The organism is Pseudomonas sp. GW704-F2, assembly GCF_059423025.1.
The window spans coordinates 1-25,265 of the sequence record NZ_JBWKXO010000007.1 but is presented as its reverse complement, the minus strand read 5'-3'; the positions used below and the strand labels follow the sequence as shown (position 1 = coordinate 25,265).

At 59.7% G+C, this 25,265-nt stretch carries 21 protein-coding genes, 1 tRNA gene and 3 pseudogenes; 14 read left to right on the top strand and 11 right to left on the bottom strand.

Annotation, left to right across the window (positions count from 1 at the left end; all coding sequences use genetic code 11):
* Window positions 1-55 precede the first annotated feature (55 nt).
* The 12 genes from ruvA (at window position 56) to AC07W0_RS07850 (ending at window position 8,897) form a co-directional block, all read left to right on the top strand.
* Window positions 56-667 carry a Holliday junction branch migration protein RuvA gene (gene ruvA / locus AC07W0_RS07905; RefSeq protein WP_017847126.1) on the top strand — a complete coding sequence of 204 codons (612 nt, stop codon included), beginning with the start codon at window positions 56-58 and terminating at the stop codon, window positions 665-667.
* Window positions 668-1,726: a Holliday junction branch migration DNA helicase RuvB gene (gene ruvB / locus AC07W0_RS07900; protein WP_017847127.1), complete on the top strand. Its 1,059-nt coding sequence runs from the start codon at window positions 668-670 to the stop codon at window positions 1,724-1,726.
* Between the two features lie 139 nt (window positions 1,727-1,865).
* Complete coding sequence (gene ybgC, locus AC07W0_RS07895) at window positions 1,866-2,321, top strand: tol-pal system-associated acyl-CoA thioesterase (RefSeq protein WP_017847128.1); 456 nt, start codon at window positions 1,866-1,868, stop codon at window positions 2,319-2,321.
* 1 nt (window position 2,322) lies between these two features.
* Window positions 2,323-3,018 carry a protein TolQ gene (tolQ, locus tag AC07W0_RS07890; RefSeq protein ID WP_017847129.1) on the top strand — a complete coding sequence of 232 codons (696 nt, stop codon included), beginning with the start codon at window positions 2,323-2,325 and terminating at the stop codon, window positions 3,016-3,018.
* A gap of 23 nt (window positions 3,019-3,041) precedes the next feature.
* Entirely contained in the window at window positions 3,042-3,494 is a 453-nt protein-coding gene (gene tolR, locus AC07W0_RS07885; RefSeq protein WP_160384999.1) for a protein TolR, read from the top strand.
* Entirely contained in the window at window positions 3,494-4,567 is a 1,074-nt protein-coding gene (tolA, locus tag AC07W0_RS07880) for a cell envelope integrity protein TolA (RefSeq protein WP_017847130.1), read from the top strand. Before tolR ends, tolA begins: the two co-directional genes overlap by 1 nt.
* Window positions 4,568-4,605: 38 nt before the next feature.
* Complete coding sequence (tolB, locus tag AC07W0_RS07875) at window positions 4,606-5,865, top strand: Tol-Pal system beta propeller repeat protein TolB (RefSeq protein ID WP_017847131.1); 1,260 nt, start codon at window positions 4,606-4,608, stop codon at window positions 5,863-5,865.
* A 52-nt stretch (window positions 5,866-5,917) separates the two neighbouring features.
* On the top strand, window positions 5,918-6,418 hold the full coding sequence (gene pal, locus AC07W0_RS07870) for a peptidoglycan-associated lipoprotein Pal (protein ID WP_003209827.1): 501 nt from the start codon (window positions 5,918-5,920) through the stop codon (window positions 6,416-6,418).
* A gap of 6 nt (window positions 6,419-6,424) precedes the next feature.
* Window positions 6,425-7,255: a tol-pal system protein YbgF gene (ybgF, locus tag AC07W0_RS07865; RefSeq protein WP_046382258.1), complete on the top strand. Its 831-nt coding sequence runs from the start codon at window positions 6,425-6,427 to the stop codon at window positions 7,253-7,255.
* A 164-nt stretch (window positions 7,256-7,419) separates the two neighbouring features.
* Window positions 7,420-8,067 (top strand): 7-carboxy-7-deazaguanine synthase QueE, encoded by a 648-nt coding sequence (queE, locus tag AC07W0_RS07860; RefSeq protein WP_017847133.1) that lies wholly within the window; start codon window positions 7,420-7,422, stop codon window positions 8,065-8,067.
* Between the two features lie 16 nt (window positions 8,068-8,083).
* Entirely contained in the window at window positions 8,084-8,758 is a 675-nt protein-coding gene (gene queC, locus AC07W0_RS07855) for a 7-cyano-7-deazaguanine synthase QueC (RefSeq protein WP_162231531.1), read from the top strand.
* A 63-nt stretch (window positions 8,759-8,821) separates the two neighbouring features.
* A tRNA-Lys gene (locus tag AC07W0_RS07850) sits at window positions 8,822-8,897 on the top strand.
* 408 nt (window positions 8,898-9,305) lie between these two features.
* Here AC07W0_RS07850 and AC07W0_RS07845 read toward each other — a convergent pair.
* The 4 genes and pseudogenes from AC07W0_RS07845 to AC07W0_RS07830 form a co-directional block, all read right to left on the bottom strand.
* Window positions 9,306-9,410, bottom strand: a pseudogene (locus tag AC07W0_RS07845) (TIGR03756 family integrating conjugative element protein); the annotation flags it as partial.
* 351 nt (window positions 9,411-9,761) lie between these two features.
* Entirely contained in the window at window positions 9,762-10,142 is a 381-nt protein-coding gene (locus AC07W0_RS07840) for a profilin (protein ID WP_046490078.1), read from the bottom strand.
* Window positions 10,143-10,756: 614 nt separating this feature from the next.
* A pseudogene (locus AC07W0_RS07835) lies at window positions 10,757-11,049 on the bottom strand (conjugative transfer ATPase); the annotation flags it as partial.
* A 301-nt stretch (window positions 11,050-11,350) separates the two neighbouring features.
* Window positions 11,351-13,351 carry a hybrid sensor histidine kinase/response regulator gene (locus AC07W0_RS07830; protein WP_256580840.1) on the bottom strand — a complete coding sequence of 667 codons (2,001 nt, stop codon included), beginning with the start codon at window positions 13,349-13,351 and terminating at the stop codon, window positions 11,351-11,353.
* Between the two features lie 487 nt (window positions 13,352-13,838).
* On the opposite strand from AC07W0_RS07830, the pseudogene AC07W0_RS07825 reads away from it, so the two are divergent.
* Both AC07W0_RS07825 and nadA read left to right on the top strand, forming a co-directional pair.
* Window positions 13,839-14,784, top strand: a pseudogene (locus AC07W0_RS07825) (hypothetical protein).
* A 230-nt stretch (window positions 14,785-15,014) separates the two neighbouring features.
* A complete protein-coding gene (gene nadA / locus AC07W0_RS07820) occupies window positions 15,015-16,073 on the top strand; it encodes a quinolinate synthase NadA (protein ID WP_102617339.1) in 1,059 nt (352 codons plus the stop codon).
* A 63-nt stretch (window positions 16,074-16,136) separates the two neighbouring features.
* On the opposite strand, the gene AC07W0_RS07815 is transcribed toward nadA, so the two are convergent.
* The 7 genes from AC07W0_RS07815 to gcsR all read right to left on the bottom strand — a co-directional run bounded on the left by AC07W0_RS07815 (window position 16,137) and on the right by gcsR (window position 25,199).
* Window positions 16,137-16,625 carry an RDD family protein gene (locus AC07W0_RS07815; protein WP_046382260.1) on the bottom strand — a complete coding sequence of 163 codons (489 nt, stop codon included), beginning with the start codon at window positions 16,623-16,625 and terminating at the stop codon, window positions 16,137-16,139.
* 105 nt (window positions 16,626-16,730) lie between these two features.
* Complete coding sequence (locus tag AC07W0_RS07810) at window positions 16,731-16,946, bottom strand: cold-shock protein (RefSeq protein ID WP_017847139.1); 216 nt, start codon at window positions 16,944-16,946, stop codon at window positions 16,731-16,733.
* Between the two features lie 389 nt (window positions 16,947-17,335).
* Window positions 17,336-18,460, bottom strand: a complete 1,125-nt coding sequence (gene gcvT / locus AC07W0_RS07805; protein WP_017847140.1) for a glycine cleavage system aminomethyltransferase GcvT — start codon at window positions 18,458-18,460, stop codon at window positions 17,336-17,338.
* A gap of 39 nt (window positions 18,461-18,499) precedes the next feature.
* Entirely contained in the window at window positions 18,500-19,876 is a 1,377-nt protein-coding gene (locus tag AC07W0_RS07800) for an L-serine ammonia-lyase (protein WP_102617340.1), read from the bottom strand.
* A 165-nt stretch (window positions 19,877-20,041) separates the two neighbouring features.
* Complete coding sequence (gene gcvP, locus AC07W0_RS07795) at window positions 20,042-22,882, bottom strand: aminomethyl-transferring glycine dehydrogenase (RefSeq protein WP_102617341.1); 2,841 nt, start codon at window positions 22,880-22,882, stop codon at window positions 20,042-20,044.
* Between the two features lie 10 nt (window positions 22,883-22,892).
* On the bottom strand, window positions 22,893-23,276 hold the full coding sequence (gcvH, locus tag AC07W0_RS07790) for a glycine cleavage system protein GcvH (protein WP_046382263.1): 384 nt from the start codon (window positions 23,274-23,276) through the stop codon (window positions 22,893-22,895).
* A 414-nt stretch (window positions 23,277-23,690) separates the two neighbouring features.
* Window positions 23,691-25,199: a transcriptional regulator GcsR gene (gcsR, locus tag AC07W0_RS07785; protein ID WP_017847144.1), complete on the bottom strand. Its 1,509-nt coding sequence runs from the start codon at window positions 25,197-25,199 to the stop codon at window positions 23,691-23,693.
* Window positions 25,200-25,265 lie beyond the last annotated feature (66 nt).

Sequence of the window (25,265 nt, the reverse complement as noted above, 5' to 3'; positions counted from 1 at the left end):
ATCGTTATTTGCGGTCAGGCCTCGATCTGACCCCCAAGCTTTAAGGATCTGAACCGTGATTGGACGCTTGCGCGGCACCCTGGCTGAGAAACAGCCGCCGCACCTGATTCTGGATGTCAACGGGCTGGGGTATGAGCTGGAAGTGCCCATGACCACCCTGTATCGCCTTCCGTCGGTTGGCGAGCCATTGACCCTGCATACTCACCTTGTGGTGCGCGAAGATGCGCAACTGCTCTATGGCTTCATTGGCAAGCGTGACCGTGACTTCTTCCGCGAATTGATTCGCCTCAACGGTGTGGGGCCGAAACTGGCCCTGGCGCTGATGTCGAGCCTGGAAGTGGATGAACTGGTACGCGCGGTGTCGGCCCAGGACACCTCGGCGCTGACCAAGGTGCCGGGGGTCGGCAAGAAAACCGCCGAACGCCTGCTGGTGGAGCTCAAGGACCGTTTCAAAGCCTGGGAAGTCGTGCCGAGCATGTTCGCCCTGGTGCCGAACCAGCCGAACCAGCCGGCGGCCCAGGTGGCCAGTGCCGAAAGCGATGCGGTCAGCGCGCTGATTTCCCTGGGCTACAAGCCGCAGGAAGCCAGCAAAGCGGTGTCGGCCATCAAGGACAAGAACCTGAGCAGCGAAGACATGATCCGCCGAGCCCTGAAGGGAATGATTTAAGTGATTGAAGCTGATCGTCTGATCGCGGCCACCGGCCCCCGTGACCGTGAAGAAGTCCAGGACCGCGCCATCCGCCCCCTGAGCCTGGCCGACTACATCGGCCAGCCCACCGTGCGCGAGCAGATGGAGTTGTTCATCCAGGCTGCGCGTGGGCGCAGTGAATCCCTGGACCACACCTTGATCTTCGGCCCGCCGGGGTTGGGTAAAACCACCCTGGCCAACATCATCGCCCAGGAAATGGGGGTGTCGATCAAGTCCACCTCCGGCCCGGTGCTGGAGCGTCCGGGCGACCTGGCGGCGCTGCTGACCAACCTCGAACCGCACGACGTGCTGTTCATCGACGAAATCCACCGCCTGTCGCCCATCGTCGAGGAAGTGCTGTACCCGGCGATGGAAGACTTCCAGCTCGACATCATGATCGGTGAAGGCCCCGCGGCCCGCTCGATCAAGCTCGACCTGCCGCCGTTCACCCTGGTGGGCGCTACCACGCGCGCGGGCATGCTGACCAACCCGTTGCGAGACCGTTTCGGCATCGTCCAACGTCTAGAGTTCTATAGCACCGCAGACCTGGCGACCATCGTCAGCCGTTCGGCCGGCATTCTCGGCTTGCCCCTGGACCCCGAAGGCGCGTTTGAAATCGCCCGGCGGGCGCGGGGCACGCCACGGATCGCCAACCGCTTGCTGCGGCGCGTGCGCGATTTTGCCGAAGTGCGGGCCAAGGGGCATATCACCAAGGCCGTGGCCGACCTGGCGTTGAACCTGCTGGACGTGGATGAACACGGCTTCGATCACCAGGACCGGCGGCTACTGTTGACCATGATCGAGAAATTCGACGGTGGCCCGGTGGGCGTGGACAGCCTGGCAGCGGCCATCAGTGAAGAGCGCCATACCATTGAGGACGTGCTGGAGCCGTACCTGATCCAGCAGGGCTACATCATGCGTACACCAAGGGGCCGGGTGGTTACCCGCCATGCCTATTTGCACTTTGGGCTAAACATTCCGTCACGATTGGGCGAGATGCCCGTGCTAGACGAATTCCTCGATGCAGTGGACGATTAAAAAGGTCACTCGGGTCGATTTATTCAAGGTTTGTGCTGTCCTAGTGGCTGGCGTCGTCATTCAGTCGTTAGAAATGTTTCATAGAATGAAAAAACAGTTGCCCAGCCGGATTGGCAACCTGAGGAGTAAGCACTAGAGTATGCGCGCGCAAAACGGGGATCAGTCGTTCGCACATCGCTGTCGCGTTTATTACGAGGACACCGATGCTGGCGGCATCGTGTATTACGTCAATTACCTCAAGTTCATGGAGCGGGCTCGAACCGAGCGGCTACGGGAGCTGGGCTTTGCCCAATCCCAGCTGGCAGGGGAGGACCTGTTGTTTGTCGTGCATTCCAGCGAGGCGCGTTATTACGCGCCGGCGCGATTGGACGATGAGCTGCTGGTCAGCGCTGAAGTAATCGAATTGAACCGTGCCAGCCTGCGCTTTAAACAGCAGGTCAGGCGGGCTGCGGATGCAACGCTGCTCTGTGAGGGGCAGTTCCTGGTGGCGTGTGTGCGCACCAATAGTTTGAAACCTCGGGCCATTCCCGAAACTCTACGTGCGGCCTTTGCCGCCGTGAGCGGCGCGGGTAAACAATCAAAGCAGGAGATTTAGCGTGGAACCTACCGTCGTCGACCATTCCTCCATGTGGAGCCTGGTCAGTAATGCCAGTGTTGTGGTTCAACTGGTGATGCTGATCCTGTTAGCCGCATCGGTTACATCCTGGGTCATGATTTTTCAGCGCAGCAACCTGCTGCGTGCCGGTCGACGTGCCCTGGAGAGCTTCGAAGAGCGCTTCTGGTCGGGTATCGACCTGTCCAAACTGTATCGCCAGGCCGGTAGCAACCCTGACCCGGATTCGGGCGTCGAGCAGATCTTCCGTGCCGGCTTCAAGGAGTTCTCGCGCCTGCGCCAGCAGCCGGGCGTCGATCCGGAAGCGGTCATGGAAGGCGTGGCCCGTGCCATGCGCGTGGCCATCTCCCGCGAAGAAGAGAAGCTGGAGCAGAGCCTGCCGTTCCTCGCCACCGTGGGTTCCGTCAGCCCGTACATCGGCCTGTTCGGTACCGTGTGGGGGATCATGAACTCCTTCCGCGGCCTGGCCCAGGCCCAGCAAGCGACCCTGGCCACCGTGGCCCCGGGTATCGCCGAAGCCCTGGTCGCCACCGCGATCGGCCTGTTCGCTGCGATCCCGGCGGTTATCGCCTACAACCGCTTCGCCGCGCGCGGTGAGACCCTGATCAGCCGTTACTACACCTTCGCCGACGAATTCCAGGCGATCCTGCACCGTAAAGTGCACACCAGCGAAGAATAAGCAGGTACTCCCCGATGGCTTTAATCACTCGAGCACGAACCAAGCGCAAGCCGGTCGCCGAGATGAACGTAGTGCCTTACATCGACGTGATGCTGGTGCTGCTGGTGATCTTCATGGTGACCGCGCCGATGCTCAACCAGGGTGTGAAGGTTGATCTGCCCAAGGTTTCCAGCGAAGCCTTGCCCCAGGACAACAACACCCAGGTGCTGACGATTTCGATCAAGGCGGACAAGACCTACTACTGGAACCTTGGCAGCGAAGTCGATACGCAGAAACAACAGGACAAGGCCCTGACCTTGCCGGCGATGACCGATGCGGTGACCAAGATCATTCGCTCCGGCAACGAAGGCGGCAAGCACACCCAGGTGTTCATCCGCGGCGACAAGTCGGTCGACTACGGTTCCGTCATGGGCGCCATGGGCGGGCTGCAGAAGGCCGGCGTCGGTAACGTTGGCTTGATTACCGAGGCGCCCTGATGCACCAACAGCGAGAGCCGTCCGCCTCGGAAAGCTACTTCTGGCCTAGCGTCTGGGCAATTGCCCTGCACGTCCTGGTGTTTGGCATGCTGTTCGTCAGCTTTGCCATGACCCCGGACCTGCCGCCAGCCAAGCCGATCGTGCAGGCGACCCTGTATCAGCTGAAATCGAAAAGTCAGGCCACGACCCAGACCAATCAGAAGATTGCGGGTGAGGCCCAGAAGTCGGCTGCGCGCCAGACTGAAGTCGAGCAGATGGAACAGAAGAAGGTCGAGCAGGAAGCAGTGAAGGCTGCTGCGGAACAAAAGAAAGAAGAGGCGGCTCAAAAGGCCGAGGAATCGAAAAAGGCTGACGAAGCGAAGAAGGCCGACGAGGCGAAAAAGGCTGATGAAGCCAAGAAAGCCGAGAAAGCTGCCGAAGCTAAAAAAGCCGAAGAGAAACAATTGGCTGATATAGCCAAGAAGAAATCTGAAGAAGAAGCCAAGAAAGCTGCCGAAGAAGAGGCCAAGAAAAAGGCCGCTGAAGACGCCAAGAAAAAGATAGTCGAAGACGCGAAGAAGAAAGCCGCCGAAGACGCCAAGAAAAAAGCTGAAGCAGACGAGGCGAAAAAGAAAATCGCCGACGACGCGAAGAAGAAAGCTGCCGCCGATGCCACCAAGAAAAAGGCCCAGGAAGCAGCGCGTAAATCCGCCGAAGAGAAAAAGGCCCAGGCCTTGGCAGATTTGCTCTCCGACACGCCGCAGCGTCAGCAAGCCTTGGCCGATGAACGTGGCGATGAAGTCGCGGGCAGTTTCGACGACCTGATTCGGGCGCGGGCAGCAGAAGGCTGGACACGTCCACCTTCGGCACGTAAAGGCATGACAGTAGTGCTGCAGATCGGCATGTTGCCGGACGGTACGGTGACTTCGGTCAGCGTGGCCAAGTCCAGTGGTGACGGTTCGTTCGACAGTTCGGCGGTCGCGGCGGTCAAGAATATTGGCCGGTTGACCGAGATGCAGGGAATGAAACCAAGTGACTTCGCTCCCTATCGTTCATTCAAGATGACATTCACACCTGAGGATTTAGCCTTGTGAGAAACCTTCTTCGAGGATTGCTTGTCGTTATTTGCTGTATGGCAGGCATAGCGGCGGCGGATGAAAAGAACATCCTGGTCACCAGCGGTAGCGATCGGGCCACCCCGATCGCCGTTGTACCGTTCGGCTGGCAGGGCGGCAGCGTGTTGCCGGACGACATGGCCCAGATCGTCAGCGACGACCTGCGCAACTCCGGTTACTACGCGCCGATTCCCAAAGGCAACATGATCAGCCAGCCGACCCAGGCCAGCGAAGTCATCTTCCGCGACTGGAAAGCTGTGGGCGCCCAGTACCTGATGGTCGGCAGCATCGTGCCGGCCGGCGGTCGCCTGCAGATCCAGTACGCTTTGTTCAACGTGGCGACCGAGCAGCAGGTCTTGACCGGCAGCGTATCGGGCACCGCCGAACAACTGCGCGACATGGCCCACTACATCTCGGACCAGTCGTTTGAAAAGCTTACCGGTATCAAGGGGGCTTTCTCGACACGTCTGCTGTATGTAACGGCCGAGCGTTTCTCCGTAGACAACACGCGCTACACGCTGCAGCGTTCCGACTATGACGGCGCGCGCGCTGTGACCTTGCTGCAATCGCGTGAACCAATCCTGTCGCCGCGCTTCGCGCCGGACGGCAAGCGCATTGCCTACGTGTCCTTCGAGCAGAAGCGTCCGCGCATCTTCGTCCAACACATCGACACTGGCCGTCGTGAGCAGATCACCAACTTCGAAGGCCTCAACGGTGCGCCAGCCTGGTCGCCGGATGGTTCGCGCCTGGCTTTCGTGCTGTCCAAGGACGGCAACCCGGATATCTACGTGATGAACATGGCTTCGCGCCAGATCAGCCGCGTGACCAGCGGTCCTGGTATCAACACCGAACCGTTCTGGGGTAAAGATGGTTCGACCATCTATTTCACCTCCGACCGTGGCGGCAAGCCTCAAATTTATAAAACGAGCGTGGGTGGCGGTGGCGCGGAACGCGTGACCTTTATTGGTAACTACAACGCCAACCCTAAGCTTTCGGCTGATGAAAAGACGTTGGTGATGATTCACCGTCAGGATGGTTTCACTAATTTCCGGGTTGCGGCCCAGGATTTGCAGCGCGGCACCGTAAAAATCCTTACAGATACCAACCTAGATGAGTCAGCCACTGTTGCGCCCAACGGCACCATGGTAATCTACGCCACCCGCCAGCAGGGCCGGGGAGTCTTGATGCTCGTGTCCATTAATGGACGCGTAAGGCTCCCGCTTCCTACCGCACAAGGCGAAGTCAGAGAACCATCCTGGTCCCCTTACCTGAACTGACGCGGCGCTACATGATTTGCTTAACACACTGGGGTTCATTAGGAGTTTCACGATGGAAATGCTGAAGTTTGGTAAGTTTGCTGCTCTGGCTCTGGCTCTGTCCGTAGCCGTTGGTTGCTCGTCTAAAGGCGGCGACAATGCCGGTGAAGGCGCAGCTGTTGATCCAAACGCTGGTTATGGCGCCAACACTGGTGCAGTTGACGGCTCCCTGAGCGAAGAAGCTGCTCTGCGCGCAATCACCACTTTCTACTTCGAATACGACAGTTCGGACCTGAAACCAGAAGCCATGCGCGCTCTGGACGTTCACGCGAAGGACCTGAAAGCTAACGGCGCTCGCGTTGTTCTGGAAGGTAACACCGACGAACGTGGTACTCGCGAGTACAACATGGCACTGGGCGAGCGTCGTGCGAAAGCCGTTCAGCGCTATCTGGTACTGCAAGGTGTTGCTCCAGGCCAACTGGAACTGGTTTCCTACGGTAAAGAGCGTCCAGTTGCTACTGGCCACGACGAGCAGTCCTGGGCTCAAAACCGTCGCGTCGAACTGCGTAAGTAATTCGTCATGCGAACGTGCCGTCGTGCTCTAACTGTATTGGCTCTCAGCCTCGCGCCGCTTGCGGTGTGGGCTGCGGTTCCTGTGGAAGATAGCAACTCAGGCTATAACAATAGCGGGAGCAGTTATCCGCCAGCAGGTTATGGCACGAACGGCGCCTATGCTGGGGGGGCGGCTACGTCCGCGCCCTCGGCACAGGGCGAACTGTTCAACCAGTTGCAACGCATGCAGGATCAATTGTCGCAGCAGCAAGGCGCCATTGAAGTTCTGCAGAATCAAGTGAACCAGCTGAAGCAAGAAGGCCTGGAGCGATACCAGGATCTTGATCGACGCATAGGAGCCGGCGTTACACCTGCCGCTACTCCTGATAATTCTTCTGCCGGTGGCGCGCCAAGTGCCGCTGCCGGTGGTGCAGCAGCAGGGGCCGCCGCCGCAGCCCCTGCCGCCAGCAGCGAACCGGGTGATCCGGCGAAGGAAAAACTGTATTACGATGCAGCCTTCGACCTGATCAAGGCCAAGGATTTCGACAAGGCCAGCAAGGCCTTCACCGCATTCCTCGGTCGTTACCCAAACAGTCAGTACGCGGGCAACGCCCAGTACTGGCTGGGTGAGGTAAACCTGGCAAAGGGTGATCTGCAGGGGGCGGGCCAGGCATTTGCCAAGGTCAGCCAGCTGTACCCCAAGCACGCCAAAGTGCCGGATTCGCTGTACAAACTCGCTGACGTAGAACGCCGCCTGGGTCACACCGACAAGGTCAAAGGCATTCTGCAGCAGGTCGTTGCCCAGTATCCGGGGACTTCCGCTGCCCAGTTGGCTCAACGCGACCTGCAGCGCTTGTAAGCGATGCTGTCCGTTTAGAAGAAACCCGCGCCTGGCGCGGGTTTTTTCGTTAGAATCCACGCCCTTTTATGAAACACGCTTCCTGGGGTTTACGCGTTGGCGGAATTCCTTGAAGTGCCTGACGGAGGCGGACAGCCTGTTTAGCTGTTACGCCCGTGGCGACTATGCAAGACACATTACGTATCACCGAAGTTTTTTACTCGTTACAGGGTGAAACGCGAACGGCCGGCCTGCCCACAGTATTTGTGCGCCTGACCGGTTGCCCCCTGCGTTGCCAGTACTGTGACAGCGCCTACGCCTTCAGTGGCGGCACCGTGCGAACCCTTGAAGACATCCTTGAACAGGTTGCCGGTTACCGGCCGCGCTACGTCTGCGTGACCGGCGGTGAGCCGTTGGCGCAACCCAACGCCATCCCTTTGCTCAAGCAGCTGTGTGACGCCGGTTACGAGGTGTCCCTGGAAACCAGCGGCGCCCTGGATATTTCCGCTGTGGACCCGCGTGTAAGTCGAGTGGTCGATCTCAAGACCCCCGGTTCCAAAGAGGCACATCGCAACCTCTACGAGAACCTGGACCTGCTGACGGCCAACGACCAGGTCAAGTTCGTGATCTGTTCCCGCGACGATTACGACTGGGCGAGCTCCAAGCTGATCCAGTATGGCCTGGACCGCCGCGCGGGCGAGGTGCTGTTCTCTCCAAGCCATCACGACCTGAACGCACGCGACCTGGCCGACTGGGTGGTGGCTGATAACCTACCGGTCCGTCTGCAACTGCAACTGCATAAATACCTTTGGAACGACGAGCCAGGACGCTGAAATGACTGAACAACCGATTGATCAAAAACGTGCGGTAATCCTGTTGTCCGGCGGCCTCGACTCCGCCACAGTGGTGGCCATGGCGCAGGCTGAAGGCTACACCTGCTACACCATGAGCTTCGACTACGGCCAGCGCCATCGCGCCGAGCTGAACGCCGCTGCCCGCGTCGCCCGCGACATGGGTGTGGCCGAGCACAAGGTCATTGGCCTGAATCTCAACGGCATCGGCGGCTCGGCGCTCACCGACAGCAGCATCGACGTGCCGGAAGCCCCCAGCGAAGGCATCCCGATCACCTACGTCCCGGCGCGCAACACCGTGTTCCTGTCCCTGGCCCTCGGCTGGGCGGAAGTGCTGAATGCCCGCGATATTTTCATCGGCGTCAACGCAGTGGATTATTCCGGCTACCCGGACTGCCGCCCAGAGTTCATCGAGTCGTTCGAACGCATGGCCAACCTGGCGACCAAGGCCGGGGTAGAGGGGCAGGGCTTCCGTATCCTGGCGCCGCTGCAAAACCTCAGCAAGGCCGATATCGTGAAGGCTGGCGTAGGGCTTGGCGTCGATTATTCGCTGACTGTTTCCTGCTATCAGGCAGACGATGACGGCCGTGCTTGTGGGAAATGCGACAGCTGCCGACTGCGTGCAGAAGGCTTCAAAATGGCCGGAATTACGGACCCAACGCGTTATTTTTGATTTATTTAAAATAAGGTGTTGAATAATCCTTAGAAATCAGTATTATACGCGCCACAACACAGCGGGTCGTTAGCTCAGTTGGTAGAGCAGTTGGCTTTTAACCAATTGGTCGTAGGTTCGAATCCCACACGACCCACCATTTTTGGCGGTTTAGAAAATCCGGAAGGCCCACGCAAGTGAGGATTTCCGGGTTTTTTTTTGCCCGCGATTTGATGCTGGCTTGCATTGAATAGGGAATCCTCCTCAATGCTCGTAAGTCTCCTTAGGTGCTGATCTTCCTACACACGAATCATCGGCCGTGATCGAATGGTCAAGTACTTTGGCAGGTAACGCTCTTCAGCCCAGTTGTTGCACTTCATGCCGACCAGACCAATCATCAGCGTGAGCATCATCGATGACTCGGCGCTTTCATCAATGGATGGCAGCGGTGACCTTAGGTCTTCCCACCAGGTTCCAGACCATATCAGTCCATGACCGAGCCCAATGGCCGATCGGGTGCAAGGCCGGAGCCATTGAGTATCTTTCGGACCCTAGGCGCTCGACGTGGGTGAGCAGTTTGTATGCAGGTTTTGACCTTGCAACCGAAAGGCGTGCAGAGCAGCCAGTAGCAGACGCCTACGACCTTGTACTCCAGACAGGTTGGTGACAGGCTCCCCAACCGTTTTAGCCACGTCCGGCTCGCCGTCAACGACAGAGGGCCTCTTCTCGATAGCAAGCTCCAGGCGTTTGCGACACCTTGCGGGGGCTGAGCAAGATCGCTTGGAAGGCGCTTGCCAGTGGGGGGAACAGCGCTGGATTTTACTAAGGTTGGGAGGGGCGGCTGTCGGTCGTGGCATCGTACTTGAAATGAGTTTAGGTATAGGAGGGCGGATGGACTGCTTGAAGGGGCTGCTTAAAAAGGCCAAAGATGATGTAAATTTTAAAAGTGGTTCACATCATATCTGGCCTTGGGGTTAATGAAATAATAGGCATACTGTTTTCTTGCGATTTAATGTGTATTAAATCAATATCCGGCTTTTAGCAGAAGCTCTTGAGCTCTTGAAATTGCCGCTTGTGTATCTATAGGCTCCATGCCGGCGATATAGGTGCCAATAATTATACATGTCGTAGTTTTTGCGATATGAACGCCCGTCTCCTGGTACTTAAATTGTATTTGGTTTTCGTATGATCGTCGGTGCATATATTCTACTCCGTTAATATGTATTCCAGTCGCTAATAAAATACTGTCATCTTTAAATCCTGCCAGGATTTGCGAGATTTCGTCGCTGGAAATATTTAATTCGGGTGACTGGGCCCATATTGTTCCGTCAAGCCCGACTATTGCCGCTTGGGTTACTTTGCCAGAACTCGTCAGACGCTCTACATAGTCTTGCCAGGTTTCCATGTTTCTCTCCTTAATACCGTTAGATAGAAGTAATTGTGTGAATGTATCTGCATGAAAATTTATAGCTGTATTTTTTCTGCTGGTAACTGTCAGGTCTGACAGTTTTTTAATGTGTATTGTCATGGGTTATATTGTGGTTAGCTGTTTTTGATATAAGGTGGCATGGAGATGGTCTGAAGCAACTGAGCGCCGTTCGGATACTGTGTGTGGTGAAGCTTGCACCTAGTCCTGGGTTAACGGAAAGCCGGCCATGAATGTGCCTGCCAAAAGATCTTCCGAAATTACTCAGCGTTTATGAGATCGGGTCATGCCGCCGCCTCGGCGGACTATCAGAGATCGTAGTGAGTATTTGCGCAAGACTTCCAATATTGTATTTTCTGCACCCGCAGACTGTGGATATTGTCTAAGGCAATCGCTGAGCACTACACCAAGTTGATACTGGATGCCACAGCGATCCACCGCGTGTACCAAGACCCGTTGCAACGGCTAGATCAGTACGGGGGCATAAACTTCAAGAGTCTGAATGGCATCTTTCCCAGGTTGTTGAAGCCATTGGGTCAGGCTTTCAATCAGGCTCTGGATCAAGGTATTCAGTGTTTTGATACCTGGCGCTCCTAGGTCGTAGTTTGTTCGGGGAATGTGATGATGTGCAGTTCGATGCTGCAATATCGATCCAGTGTCGTGGCGACCTCAATGGCTGCGTCGAGTTCGCTGCAGCCTGTTGCCTGCATGATGTCGAAGTGTTGTTTTTTCTCTTCTGGCGCTGTCATGGTCTGCGCGAGGTATTGACTTGGTGGCACTGCTCGAAACAGCATTTCCATGCTTTGGAGAGGACCCCGCCCTCGGTGAGTTTACCGCTCTCTTTTCGTGCTGAAAGCATCATCGATTTTTGCGCCGGGCTCAGTTTGGCAAACTGGGTCAGCTGCCCCTTACCTTTAAAGGTCCTTTAGTGAGGTTGCCTGTTGCAGACGCCGGAAGGCTTCCTGTTTCCACCAGGTTCCAGACCATATCAGTCCATGACCGAGCCCGATGCCCGGTCGGGTGCAAGGCCGGAGCCATTGGGTATCTTCAGACTCCGGGCGCTTGACGTGGGTGAGCAGCTTGTATGCTCCGGCGGCTACCCGCGGCACCAGGGCGGTGATGCACTGATCTTGGTGTGGCGTCATGCGTATGCCGACTATTCACGACTGAGCTGGGGTCGCGTCGACCTACTCCACCCCCATCAAGCCGCCCAGACGGCCCTTGACGACCTTTTGCAGGAGCAAGGCCAGCGTCTCGGTGGCATAGGGTTTCTGCAGCAGTACAAAACGCTTGGCTTCTTCTTGGGCAATGCGCGCGTATTCGTCGTTGTAGCCGGTGGTGAGCACCACCGGCAGCCATGGATAGAGCGCCTCGATCGCGTCGAGCAGTTCCAGGCCGCTCATGCCGGGCATGGAGATGTCGGAGAACACCACCTGGAAACTTTCCGGGTTGGGGGCCAGGGCTTCCAGTGCGCTCTTGGCGTCCGGCACCCACAACACGTGAAAGCCCATCTGTTCCAGGGTCTGCGAGGTGTAGAGGCCAACGTCAGCATTGTCCTCGACCATCAGCACGCACAAGTTCGAGACGATCGGTACGCGATGGTTGTCCTGGGCGGTCGGGATCGTGCTGGCCTCGACCTTGGGCAGGTACAACGTAAACTGGCTGCCCTTGCCGCGTTCGCTCTGCACCAGAATCTCCCCGCCCGACTGTTTGGCAAAGCCGAACACTTGCGACAAGCCCAGCCCGGTGCCTTGGCCGATGCCTTTGGTGGTGTAGAAGGGTTCGAAGATGGCGTCGAGTTTTTCCGGCGCAATGCCTGATCCGGTGTCGCTCAATGCGATGGTCACGTAGTCGGCGACCCGCCCCGGGTGGGCGCGCACCGACGGCAGCCAGGCGGCTGTCGCGACCTGGATGGTCAAGTGGCCATTGCCGGCCATGGCATCCCGCGCATTGACCACCATGTTCACCAGTGCGGTATCGAACTGGCTTTCATCGGCGTTTATAAAGCAGGGCTCATCCGGCACTTCGATGGTGACCTTGATCCGCGAGCCAGTCAGGCTGTCCATCATCTCGCCCACCCGCAACACGCTGTCGCCGACATTGAATACTTCCGGGCGCAGGGCCTGGCGGCGGGCGAAGGTCAGCAGTTGCGCGGTCAGGCGGGCGGCGCGGTCGACGGTGCTGGCGATGGCATCGATGTATTTGATGCGCCGCACTTCGCTCAGGGATGGGGTCTTGAGTAGGTCGGCGCAGGATTTGATTACCGTCAGCAGGTTATTGAAGTCGTGTGCGACGCCGCCGGTGAGTTGACCAATGGTTTCCAGTTTCTGGGATTGGCGCAAGGCATCTTCCGACAGGCGCAGGGCGTCCTTGGCTTCTTCTTCGGCCTGGATATCCCTGCCCACCGCATGGATGTAATCGCTGTCGGGTACGGCGGTCCAGGCGATCATGCGATAGCTGCCATCCTGGTGGCGGTAACGGTTCTTGAAGTTGGGGAAGTTCTTGCCGTCTCCCAGGCGGCTGACTGCCGATGCGGAGTCGGCCAAGTCGTCCGGGTGAACCAGGGCCAGCAACTGGCTGCCCACCAAGTCGTGTTCGGCGTGGCCGAGCATGCGAGTCCAGGCTGGGTTGACGGCGGAGATCACGCCGTCGAGTTGGGCCACCAGCATCAGGTCCGGGGACAGGCGCCAGATGCGGTCGCGGTCGCGGGTGCGTTCCACCACCCGTTGTTCCAGGGACTCGTTGAGCTTGCGCAGTGCTTCTTCGGCTTCACGCAGGGCCGTGATGTCGCGGGATACGCAGAGGATCTGTTCCGGCCGGCCGTTACTGCCCAGGATCGGGCTCACCTGTACATGCCACCACTTCAGGTTACCGGCCAGGGTCTGGGCCGGGCCGATAAAGCTGGCGCTCTCGCCGTTTCTGGCGGCCTGTACGGCGGCCTTGGCGTCTAGGTTGCCTTGATCCTGCCAGAAATCGGGCCAGGAGCAGCCACGGATGGTGTTGAAGTCACTGACCTCCATGATTTTTTGGCCGCCTTCGCTCATGAACGTGAGGCGGGCATCGAGATCGAGTACTTGGATGCAATCGTTGATGCTGGCCAGTACGCGCTCGGTGAACGCTTCGTTTTGGCTCAGGCCGGAGGTGGCCAGCTCGCTGACCTCAGAGCCCATCCCGACGGTGCTATTCATTTGAGTTTGGCCGAGCGGGTTAAATGGCCTTCATCATGTCATTAAGATACCTCCCCCCACCAGCGACTTCCTTACGCACTGCACTGCTTTTGCTGTGGGAAGGCATTGGATAATGCCGGCACGTTCTGTACATATTCCTACGAGCGATCGCGCGGTATGTGTGGCGTTGACTTACAGCTCCTGAGTCTGCGTGATGCGGCAAAGAGGCGGATTTTTTGATGTGGCTCTTTGCCACTTATTTCGGCTTTAATGCTGTCAATACGCGGCGTATCTTGGCTAGATTGGAGGCTAAGCTTTCAAGACATGGACTGTCATGACTACGCTAACTCCGATCATCGCTAGCAATCCCCTCATTGTTCGCGCTGTAGCCACACCGCTCGCCATTTCGGCGAACACTGTCGATGTCTCGCCGGTGCGACCTGCGTCGGTGGTCAGCCTCGGTAATCCGGCTGCCGATGTCGTTGATATCTACTCCCGAGACGGGCAGATGCCGGGTCGGGAAAATGTGCGGGCCTGGGAAAATAACAGCCAGGACGCAGTCAGCAAGATCATCAACACCCGCTTTAACTCGACCTCCACGGCCAGTCGCTACAGCGGCTTGGGGGCAGCATTGGTGGCGCAGTTCGCCAAAGGCGGCGGCGCGGACATTTCACAGTCGGTGCTCAACACCACGGCCGACCGGGCCGGGGACGCTGGAGCGATCAAGGCCGACCAGACCGTGCTGCACAATAAGGCCGAGAATCAGGTCAGCCTCAGCATCAAGACCGGCGATGTTCAAAGATGCGTTCAGCGCCCTGAACAGTAACTATCCACAAGGCGCTGGCGCCGTGGAAGCCTTGAGCAACAATCCGAGCGATAAAGGCTTGCTGACCGGTCTTGCGGGCTTCAAGGCTTCCATCAAGCAGGCCGTAGACAGCTCCAACCCGATGCGCCCTTCAGAGGTCGACAGCTTTTCTTACAATGTGTCGCAAAAAACCCAGGTTAATGGTCGCAGCAGCGCGGATCGCAGCGTCACCCAGAACCAGCAATCGGTGCTTTCGGCGAGCTTCCACAAAGGCCTTGATGGTGGGAAACCGCCGGTGTTTGATGGCAGTCGCGAATCGCAGAATTACCTGTATATGCAAGTACAGGACAGGGCCAGCAGCACCGCGAGCTTTGCCTATACAGACAGCCAATTGACCCGTGCTTCCGTCACACAGTCGGCTTCCCAGAATACCCACACGCAGAAGTATGTGATGGCCAACCTGGTAGAAGACACCGTGGTGCCGAAGGAGGGCTCATCCGAGCGTGACTACTTGGCGCTGCTCGAACACGCGGGCAGGGAAAGCAAAAAATCCAAGGATGCGCTGGAGCAGTCGACGTTGAAGGATGCATTGGCGAAGATGCATGACTCAGTCCTGTTGCAGGATGATCCGGATGTGCTGATGCGCTGAGGGTCAACGCGCGAAGCCCCAGTGATGCGCCTTCGCGTTTTTTTGCCTGACAGATGCGTCGCGCCATGCCAGATTAGGCTTTTGAATCCATTCGATATTCTGTAGCCTTGCGCAGCTTCACCTTAACCCGTGCTTGATGACATCATCACTTCGTCCGGCGGCGCCTGAAGGGCTCCAGAGCCGGTGGTACACTCGACTTTCGCGCAACGGCGCCTGCAGGTCTTGCGAACATGACGCAAATTTCCGAACGCCTTCTGGTTCAAGCCCACCTCGACGCCAAGCAGCCCAAGGCCCTCAGTGCCGAGGAAGAGGCTAGCCTGCGTACCGCCATCGCCGCCGAGCTCAAAGCTCAGGACTCGGTGCTGGTCGCCCACTTCTATTGCGACCCGGTGATTCAGGCCCTGGCCGAAGAAACCGGCGGCTGTGTCTCCGACTCCCTTGAAATGGCACGCTTCGGCGCTGCTCACCCGGCCAAGACCGTACTGGTCGCCGGTGTGCGTTTCATGGGCGAGACTGCCAAAATCCTCACCCCCGAAAAACGCATCCTGATGCCGACCCTGGAAGCCACGTGCTCCCTCGACCTGGGCTGTCCGGTGGAGGAGTTTTCCGCGTTCTGCGATCAACACCCCGAGCGCACGGTGGTGGTGTATGCCAACACTTCGGCGGCGGTCAAGGCGCGGGCGGACTGGGTGGTGACTTCCAGTTGCGCGCTGGAAATCGTCGAAAGCCTGATGGACAACGGCGAGACCATTATCTGGGGGCCGGACAAGCACCTGGGTACTTACATTCAGCGCCAGACCGGTGCCGACATGCTGCTGTGGGACGGTGCGTGCATCGTCCACGAAGAGTTCAAGTCCAAGCAGCTGGAAGACATGAAGGCGCTGTACCCGGACGCGGCGATCCTGGTCCACCCGGAATCCCCGACCTCGGTGATCGAACTGGCGGATGCAGTGGGTTCCACCAGCCAACTGATTGCCGCCGCTCAGCGTTTACCGAACAAAACGTTCATTGTCGCCACCGACCGCGGCATTTTCTACAAGATGCAGCAGCTGTGCCCGGACAAGGTCTTCGTCGAAGCGCCTACCGCCGGCAACGGCGCGGCGTGCCGCAGTTGCGCGCACTGCCCGTGGATGGCGATGAATACGCTGGAGCGCACGCTGCAGTGCCTGCGTGAGGGCAGCAACGAGATCTTCGTCGAGCCTTCGGTGATCCCGCAGGCGGTGCGCCCGCTCAAGCGCATGTTGGACTTCACCCAGGCCGCGCGCCTGAAGCTGGCCGGCAACGCCTGACCCGGTCGAACATGTGGGAGGGGGCAAGCCCCCTCCCACATTTTGATCCGCACCAGCAGGGCGTTATTTTTTCCGCTTCGGAACCTGCACCAGTTGCGTGTCGGAGTAGATGTCGTGCCAACTGCGTTTCTGCTTGTCGAACAGTGACCAGATAAACCCCAGCCCCACGCACAACCACGATGCAATCGACACCACAAAGCGCAACAGCGCCTGCCACAGGCTGATCCGCGAGCCGTCGGCGTTCTGTACGCGCACGCCCCACACCTGCATGCCCAGGGTCTGCCCGGAATGGGTCCAGAACTTGGCGAAGAAGCCAAACAGCACGAAGAACAGAATCGTCGACAGCAGCGGGTCGCCGTCCAGCGCGCCGGATTCGGTGAGGGTACGCATTTTGGCTTCGCCCACGAATGCGATCCACACCAGCTTGTAGAGAAAGGCCGTGACAATCAGTAGCGCCGTGCAGAGGAGGAAGTCATAGAACATCGCTGCCAGACGACGGCCCAGGCCAACGGCGGGGAATTCGCCTTGGGGGCTCAGCAGGGGTTTGGACATGGCCGGCTCTCTGAAGAAAAAAAGCATTTTACGGCGCAATGCCCTTACCGCGCCCATAAAAAAGCCCCTGATGTCACCATCAGGGGCTTTTTGTCGCAGGAGGGATCAGCCTTCGGCGATCACTTCGTCAGCCTGCATGCCTTTCTGGCCTTGCACGGCGACGAAAGACACTTTCTGGCCTTCTTTCAGGCTCTTGAAGCCGTTGCCCTGAATAGCGCGGAAATGCACGAACAGATCCGGACCGCTTTCTGGAGTGATAAAACCAAACCCTTTCTCGTCGTTAAACCACTTGACGGTACCGCTCTGACGTTTATCCGACATTTTCTTATTTCCTTGACGCTAAAAATGAATGACAGCCCCTTTCGCATGAAAGAGTACTGGGCTGGGTTGCAGGAAAGTAAGAGACGTCGAACGGGTTGTAGCAAACTTTGGCTACTGCCCAGGTCCAGGTTCCAAGCGACCCATGCAAACACAGTGAGCAAACTCTACGTCAACTAATGGAGAAAAAACAAGCCCTGCGCAAAGCCCAGGTTTTGCTCGGCTTTGTGGCACTTGGGGGAACAATGGGCGGACGACTTATTCGATAGAAATGGTCACTTGTTATAGGTTGACCCCTATAACAATGACTATCGTCAATGCACTGTTTTATGGCGGTTGCGTTACAGATTAGTGCGCGTTAACGCAACCGCGTTACTTATAGAAACAATCAATCAGCCGCGGTAGTACCGTTGCGGCACAAATGGCATTTTACTTACACGAAGTGGCACCTTTTTCCCACGCACCAGTGCAGAAACTTCGGTATCCAACGCAGTGAACGCGCTGTCCAGGTAGGCCATCGCCAACGGGCCGCCGAGGCTCGGGCCAAAGCCGCCGCTGCAGACGCTGCCGACCACGGTGCCGTGTTCGTCGACGATTTCCGCACCTTCACGCACGGGTGTGCGCTCCTGAGTCAGCAGGCCGACACGTTTGCGGCTCACACCGGCTTGCTGCTGGGTAAAGATCCGGTCGGCGCCGGGAAAGCCACCGGCACGAGCGCCGTCGGCGCGACGGGCCTTGGAGATCGCCCAGAGCAGGCTGGCTTCGATCGGGGTGGTGTCGGTGTTCATGTCGTGGCCATACAGGCACAGGCCGGCTTCCAGGCGCAGCGAGTCGCGGGCGCCCAGGCCGATGGCCTGGACTTCGGTCTCGGCCAGCAGGCTGCGGGCCAGGCTTTCGGCGTGGGCGGCGGGCACCGAGATTTCAAAGCCGTCTTCACCGGTGTAGCCGGAGCGGCTGACGTAGCAGTCCACGCCCAGCAGGCGCAGAGACGTGAATTGCATGAAGGTCATCTTGGTCACTTCAGGGGCCAGGCGTGCCAGCACTTTTACCGCTGCCGGGCCTTGCAGGGCGAGCAGGGCGCGTTCTTCGAACAGCGGCTCGATGCTGCACTGGTCGCCAATCCTGGCACGCAGGTGCGCCAGGTCCTGGTCCTTGCAGGCCGCGTTGACCACCAGGAACAGCTCGTCGTTCCCCAGGTTGGCCACCATCAGGTCGTCGAGAATACCGCCCTGCTCGTTGGTGAACATGGCATAGCGCTGCATGCCTACGGGCAGGTCGATGATATCCACCGGCACCAGGGTTTCCAGGGCCTTGGCGGCATTGGCGCCGGTCAGGCGGATCTGGCCCATGTGAGACACGTCGAACAGCCCGGCCTGATCACGGGTGTGCAGGTGTTCTTTCATCACGCCCAATGGGTATTGCACCGGCATGTCGTAGCCGGCGAAGGGCACCATGCGCGCGCCGAGTTCGATGTGCAGCGCGTGCAACGGGGTTTTCAACAGGGTTTCGGTGGACATATTCAGCTCCTGAAAAACGTGCGGACGCGCTTCTAAGCGTCAGCACTCGATAATGTTGACCGCCAAACCGCCACGGGCGGTTTCCTTGTATTTGCTTTTCATGTCAGCGCCGGTCTGGCGCATGGTGCGGATGACCTTGTCGAGGGATACAAAATGCTGCCCATCGCCGCGCAAGGCCATACGCACTGCGTTGATGGCTTTGACCGAGCCCATGGCATTGCGCTCGATGCAGGGCACTTGCACCAGGCCGCCGATCGGGTCGCACGTCAGGCCGAGGTTGTGTTCCATGCCGATCTCGGCGGCGTTTTCGACTTGGGACACGCTGCCGCCCAACACTTCGCACAGCGCACCGGCGGCCATCGAGCAGGCCACGCCGACTTCACCCTGGCAGCCAACCTCGGCACCGGAGATCGACGCGTTTTCCTTGTACAGAATCCCGATCGCGGCGGCGGTGAGCAGAAAGCGCACTACGCCGTCTTCACTCGCGCCGGGGATAAAGCGCATGTAGTAATGCAGCACCGCCGGCACAATCCCGGCCGCACCGTTGGTCGGCGCGGTGACCACGCGCCCGCCGTTGGCGTTTTCTTCGTTGACCGCCAGCGCGTACAGGTTGACCCAATCGAGTACCGACAACGGGTCGCGCAGGGCCGACTCCGGGTTCTTGCACAGCTGGCGATGCAGGGCGGCGGCACGACGCTTGACCTTCAAGCCCCCCGGCAAGATCCCTTCATTGCGACAGCCAGCGTCCACACAGTCCTGCATCACCTTCCAGATCTTCAGCAGGCCGTTGCGGGTTTCGGCTTCGGGGCGCCAGGCACTTTCATTGGTCAGCATCACCTGGCTGATGGACAGCCCGTAGGTGGCGCAATGACCGAGCAAGTCCTTGGCGCTCTTGAACGGGAAGGTCAGCGGCGTGGCGTCTTCGACGATCCGGTCGGCGCCGGCAGCGTCTTCATCTACCACAAAGCCACCGCCCACCGAGTAGTACTCGCGGCTGCGGATCTGGATGCCGGCGGCGTCGAAGGCACGGAAGATCATGCCGTTGGGGTGATAGGCGAGGGGTTTGCGAATCATCGCCAGGTGTTCTTTCTCGTTGAACACAATGCTGTGTTCGCCGAGCAGGTTCAAACGGCCGGCGCTGCGCATCTGTGCCAGGCGCGTGGCGACGGTTTCTGTGTTCACGGTGTCCGGGTGTTCGCCTTCCAGGCCGAGCAGCACGGCCTTGTCGCTGCCGTGGCCTTTGCCGGTGGCGCCGAGTGAGCCGTAGAGTTCCACCTTGACGCAGGTGGTGGCGCTCAGCAGGTCGTCACGGCGCAAGCCCTCGACAAAGCGCGCGGCGGCGCGCATCGGGCCGACGGTGTGGGAGCTGGAGGGGCCGATGCCAATCTTGAACAGGTCGAACACGCTTAACGACATGAGTTGTTCTCCAGGTTCTTATTATTCTTGAGGTCATACGCGGTCAAGTGTGGGAGGGGCGGTGCGACGATTCGACTTGCCCCCGATGAGGGGGTGTCAGTCACCAGATTTATCAACTGACACTCTGCCATCGGGAGCAAGCCCCCTCCCACATTCTTGACCAGGTTATGCGTAGCTCTCGATCGAAGGGCAGGCGCACACGAGGTTGCGATCGCCGAACACGTTGTCGACCCGGCCGACCGGCGGCCAGTACTTGCCGTCGATCAACGACGCCAGCGGGTACACCGCCTGTTCACGGCTGTAAGGGTGGCTCCATTCGCCCACCAGTTCCGCCGCGGTGTGCGGGGCGTTTTTCAGCGGGTTGTCGTCCTTGTCCAAGGTGCCGTTTTCCACCGCGCGGATTTCTTCGCGGATGGCGATCATCGCGTCGCAGAAGCGGTCCAGTTCTTCCCTGGATTCGCTTTCGGTCGGCTCGATCATCAAGGTGCCGGCCACCGGGAACGACATGGTCGGCGCGTGGAAGCCGAAGTCGATCAGGCGCTTGGCCACGTCATCCACGCTGATGCCGCTGCTGTCTTTCAACGGGCGCAAGTCCAGGATGCATTCATGCGCCACCAGGCCGTTGCTGCCGGTGTAGAGCACTGGGTAGTGCTCTTCCAGGCGACGGGAAATGTAGTTGGCATTCAGGATCGCCAACTGCGAAGCGCGCTTGAGGCCCGCGCCGCCCATCATGCTGATGTACATCCAGGTGATCGGCAGGATGCTCGCGCTGCCGAACGGCGCCGCGCACACCGCGCCTTCCTTGCGTGCCATGGCCGCGTGGCCGGGCAGGAATGGGGCCAGGTGGGATTTGACGCCGATCGGGCCAACGCCCGGGCCGCCGCCGCCGTGGGGGATGCAGAAGGTCTTGTGCAGGTTCAGGTGCGAGACGTCGCCGCCGAACTTGCCCGGCGCGCACAGGCCGACCATGGCGTTCATGTTGGCGCCGTCGATGTACACCTGGCCGCCGTTGTCGTGAATGATCCCGCAGATCTCGCGGATACCTTCTTCGAACACGCCGTGGGTCGACGGGTAGGTGATCATCAGCGCGGCGAGGTGGTCGCGGTGCTCGATGGCTTTGGCGCGCAGGTCTTCGATGTCGACGTTGCCGCGCGCGTCGCAAGCGGTCACCACCACGCGCATGCCGGCCATGTGGGCGGTGGCCGGGTTGGTGCCGTGGGCCGACGACGGGATCAGGCAGATGTCGCGGTGCTGATCGCCACGGCTCTGGTGATAGGCGCGAATCGCCAACAGGCCCGCGTATTCGCCCTGGGAACCGGCGTTCGGTTGCAGCGAGATGGCGTCATAGCCGGTGGCCGCGCAGAGCATGGCTTCCAGGTCGGAGGTCAATTGCAGGTAGCCGGCACTTTGTTCGGCTGGGGCGAATGGGTGCAGGGCACCGAATTCAGCCCAGGTCACCGGGATCATTTCGCTGGCGGCGTTGAGCTTCATGGTGCAGGAGCCCAGCGGGATCATGGTGCGGTCCAGCGCCAGGTCCTTGTCGGCCAGCTTGCGCAGGTAGCGCATCAGCTCGGTTTCCGAGTGATAACGGTTGAACACCGGGTGGGTCAGGATCGGCGACTGACGCAGCAGCGCGGCCGGCAGGCTGCCTTCGACCTTGGCGGCGAAGTCCGGCAGGGCTTTACCGTCGGCAAACAGTGCCCACAAGGTTTCGATATCGGCCTGGGTGGTGGTTTCGTCGACCGACAGGCCGAGACGTTCGGCGTCGACCACACGCAGGTTGATGCGCTGGGCGCGGGCCTGGTCGTGCAGGGCGGCGGTGCGGGCGCCGGTGTTGAGGGTCAGCGTGTCGAAGAAGTGTTCTTGTTCGACTTTCAGGCCCAGGGCGCGCAGGCCGTTGGCCAGGATCGTGGTCAACTGGTGAATGCGCTGGGCGATCTGGGTCAGGCCTTTGGGGCCGTGGTACACGGCGTACATGCTGGCGATGTTGGCGAGCAGGACCTGGGCGGTGCAGATGTTGCTGGTGGCTTTCTCGCGGCGGATATGTTGCTCGCGGGTCTGCATGGCCAGGCGCAAGGCCGGCTTGCCGAAGCGGTCGACCGAAACACCGACCAGGCGGCCCGGCATGTCGCGCTTGAACGCATCCCTGGTGGAGAAGTACGCCGCGTGCGGGCCGCCGAAGCCCAGCGGGACGCCGAAGCGTTGCGCGCTGCCGATGGCCACGTCGGCGCCGAACTCGCCCGGTGGGGTCAGCACGGTCAGCGCCAGCAGGTCGGCGGCCACGGCCACCAGGGCGTTGGCGGCGTGGAAGCGTTCGGTCAGCTCGCGATAGTCGAACACGTCGCCGTTGCTGGCCGGGTATTGCAGCAGGGCGCCGAAGAACGGGCTGACATCGCTCAGTTCGCGTTCATCGCCCACCACCACGTCGATGCCCAGCGGCTCGGCACGGGTGCGCAGCACGTCGAGGGTTTGCGGGTGGCTGTGGATCGAGGCGAAGAAGGCATTACTGGCCTTGTTCTTGCTCAGGCGCTTGCAGAAGGTCATGGCTTCGGCGGCAGCGGTGGCTTCGTCGAGCAGCGAGGCGTTGGCGATCGGCAGGCCGGTGAGGTCGCTGATCAGGGTCTGGAAATTCAGTAGCGCTTCCAGGCGGCCCTGGGAAATTTCCGGTTGGTACGGCGTGTAGGCGGTGTACCAGGCCGGGTTTTCGAGGAGGTTGCGCAGGATCGGCGACGGCGTGTGGCAGTTGTAGTAGCCCTGGCCGATGTAGGTCTTGAACAGTTGGTTCTGGCTGGCGATGGCTTTGATCCTGGCCAGGGCCTCGGCTTCACTCAAGCCATCTTCCAGGCCGAGCACGCTGGTGCCCTTGATGCTTTCCGGGATCACACTGGCGCTCAGGGCTTCCAGGGAGTCGAAGCCCAGGCTGGCGAGCATCTGCTGCTCATCTTCCTGGCGCGGGCCGATGTGGCGGGCGATGAATTCGTTGGCGGTGCTCAAGTTGATCGTCATGGCGCGCTCCTCAGGCTTCGGCGTTGGCTTTGATCAGGCGGTCATACGCATCCTGATCCAACAGCGTAGTCACTGCGTTGGCATCGGCGGGTTTAAAGCGGAAGAACCAGCCTTCGCCCATCGGGTCTTCGTTGACCAGTTCCGGGCGGCCCTCCAGCTCGGCGTTCACTTCGAGCACTTCACCGTCCAGGGGCATGTACACGCCGCTGGCGGCTTTGACTGACTCGACGGTGGACGCCTCGGCGCCTTTTTCGTAAGCCTGCAACTCTGGCAGTTGCACGAAAACCACATCACCCAGCGCATTTTGCGCGAATGCGGTGATACCCACGGTGACGCTGCCGTCAGCTTCGGCGCGCAGCCATTCGTGATCTTCAGTGAAACGCAACTCGCTCATGGAAACTCCTCGGGGGCCAGATTCGTCTGGTGGACGGGATTGGAATAATGGGGAGTTGCTTAGCAATATCGCGGCCAATGTCATTAAGTGTTTATAAATCAATGACTTGATAAAAATGACGAATGCGTTGCCGGCTGAGGCTGTAGCGATTTCGCTACACTTCGGTGCTGGAAAAAAAGCCTATGTGGATCAAAGCCTTGCATGGCGCGCAAAAAGCAGGGTTGTAGCGATATCGTTACGCTGTAGCGCTTTCAGTACAGTTGATGTCGTTCTCAGACCCAATTGGGAATGCGAGCCCTGTAGGCGCGAGCTTGCTCGCGAAGATCGTCAACGATGATGTGGGAAGCCTGGATGAACGCGGTGCCCTTGGGTTTTTCGCGAGCAAGCTCGCTCCTACAGTGGACAGCACCCAGATCAGGGTTTGTTGGGGATGCCGTATTTGCGCAGGCGATGGGCGATAGCGGTGTGGGAGGTTTGCAGGCGGCTCGCCAACTGGCGGGTCGAGGGGTAGCTGGCGTAGAGCTTCTCCAGCAGGCTGCGTTCGAAGTCTTCCACGGCCTGTTCCAGGCTGGTGATTTCGCTGTCGCTCTGACGTGCGACCGAGGTGCCGGCGATGTCCAGGTCGCCGATGTCCACCAGGCTGCTTTCACAGATGGCGGCGGCGCGGAAGATCACGTTCTGCAACTGCCGCACGTTGCCCGGCCAGCGGTTGCCGAGCAAGGCCGGGTAAGTGCCGGGGGCCAGGCGGCAGACCGGGCGCTGGATCTGCGCGCAGGCCTGCTGCATGAAGTAGCGCGCCAGCAGCAGGATGTCCTGGCCGCGCTCGCGCAGGGGCGGCACTTCGACATTGAGGACGTTGAGGCGGTAGAACAGGTCTTCGCGAAAGGTGCCCTCGGCGACCATCTTCTCCAGGTCGCGGTGGGTGGCGCTGAGGATACGCACGTTCACCTTCACTTCGCGGTCGCCGCCTACCCGGCGAAAGCTGCCGTCGTTGAGAAAGCGCAGCAGCTTGGCCTGCAGGTACGGCGACATTTCGCCGATCTCATCGAGGAACACCGTGCCCTGGTTGGCCAGTTCCATCAGCCCCGGCTTACCGCCGCGCTGGGCCCCGGTAAAGGCGCCGGGGGCGTAGCCGAACAGTTCGCTTTCGGCGAGGTTTTCCGGCAGCGCCGCGCAGTTCAACGCCAGGAACGGCGCACTGCAGCGTGCGCTGATGGCGTGGCAGGCCCGCGCCACCAGCTCTTTGCCGGTGCCGGTCTCGCCCTGGATCAACAGCGGCGCATCGAGTACCGCGACACGCTGCGCGCGCGCCTTGAGGGTGCGGATCGCCGGCGACTCGCCGAGCAGCGCATCGAAACCTTCGGCATGGTCGTGGTGCAGCGCCGACAATTGTTCGCCGATGCGGTTGGGCTGGTAGAGGCTGAGCAGGGCACCGGCATCGGTGATCGGTGTCGCCTCCAGCAGCAGGGTCTGGCCGTTGACGCTGATCTCGCGCAGAGGCAAGCGAAAGCCTTGCTCCAGCAAGGTGTCGAGCAAGGCCGGATCGTTGAACAGTTCGCTGATGCTTTCGCCGGCCGGTTCGCGACCGTACAAGGCGATCAACGCCGGGTTGGCCAGCAGGATCTTGCCTGCGCTGTCCAGGGCCAGCACCGGGTCGGTCATGGCCGCCAGCAGGGCGTCGAGTTGCAGGTGGCGGCGTTGGCCGGGGAGGATGTCCACCACGGTCACTGCCTGCACGCCGTTGACGCTGAACAGCGCGTCCCGCAGCTCTTCGAGGACTTCGGCGCTCAGGGTCGGCGCGTCGATGTAGACGTTGGGCGGCACCATCTCGACCGCGTCCAGGTTGAGATTGCGCCCACCGAGCAAGGCCAGGACTTCCTGGGTAATGCCGACGCGGTCGATGAAGCTGACGTGGATACGCATGGGGCGGCTGACAATTCTGGGGAGCGAGAGGCGGCAAGTATGCCAGACAGGGGGGGAGATCAAAAA

Coding starts and splice junctions, on each gene's coding strand:
- ybgC (WP_017847128.1), top strand. CDS start 1,866: ATGCGCGCGCAAAACGGGGATCAGTCGTTCGCACATCGCTGTCGCGTT.
- tolA (WP_017847130.1), top strand. CDS start 3,494: ATGCACCAACAGCGAGAGCCGTCCGCCTCGGAAAGCTACTTCTGGCCT.
- tolB (WP_017847131.1), top strand. CDS start 4,606: ATGGCAGGCATAGCGGCGGCGGATGAAAAGAACATCCTGGTCACCAGC.
- pal (WP_003209827.1), top strand. CDS start 5,918: ATGGAAATGCTGAAGTTTGGTAAGTTTGCTGCTCTGGCTCTGGCTCTG.
- ybgF (WP_046382258.1), top strand. CDS start 6,425: ATGCGAACGTGCCGTCGTGCTCTAACTGTATTGGCTCTCAGCCTCGCG.
- queE (WP_017847133.1), top strand. CDS start 7,420: ATGCAAGACACATTACGTATCACCGAAGTTTTTTACTCGTTACAGGGT.
- AC07W0_RS07840 (WP_046490078.1), bottom strand. CDS start 10,142: ATGGAAACCTGGCAAGACTATGTAGAGCGTCTGACGAGTTCTGGCAAA.
- AC07W0_RS07830 (WP_256580840.1), bottom strand. CDS start 13,351: ATGAATAGCACCGTCGGGATGGGCTCTGAGGTCAGCGAGCTGGCCACC.
- nadA (WP_102617339.1), top strand. CDS start 15,015: ATGACGCAAATTTCCGAACGCCTTCTGGTTCAAGCCCACCTCGACGCC.
- AC07W0_RS07815 (WP_046382260.1), bottom strand. CDS start 16,625: ATGTCCAAACCCCTGCTGAGCCCCCAAGGCGAATTCCCCGCCGTTGGC.
- AC07W0_RS07810 (WP_017847139.1), bottom strand. CDS start 16,946: ATGTCGGATAAACGTCAGAGCGGTACCGTCAAGTGGTTTAACGACGAG.
- gcvT (WP_017847140.1), bottom strand. CDS start 18,460: ATGTCCACCGAAACCCTGTTGAAAACCCCGTTGCACGCGCTGCACATC.
- AC07W0_RS07800 (WP_102617340.1), bottom strand. CDS start 19,876: ATGTCGTTAAGCGTGTTCGACCTGTTCAAGATTGGCATCGGCCCCTCC.
- gcvP (WP_102617341.1), bottom strand. CDS start 22,882: ATGACGATCAACTTGAGCACCGCCAACGAATTCATCGCCCGCCACATC.
- gcvH (WP_046382263.1), bottom strand. CDS start 23,276: ATGAGCGAGTTGCGTTTCACTGAAGATCACGAATGGCTGCGCGCCGAA.
- gcsR (WP_017847144.1), bottom strand. CDS start 25,199: ATGCGTATCCACGTCAGCTTCATCGACCGCGTCGGCATTACCCAGGAA.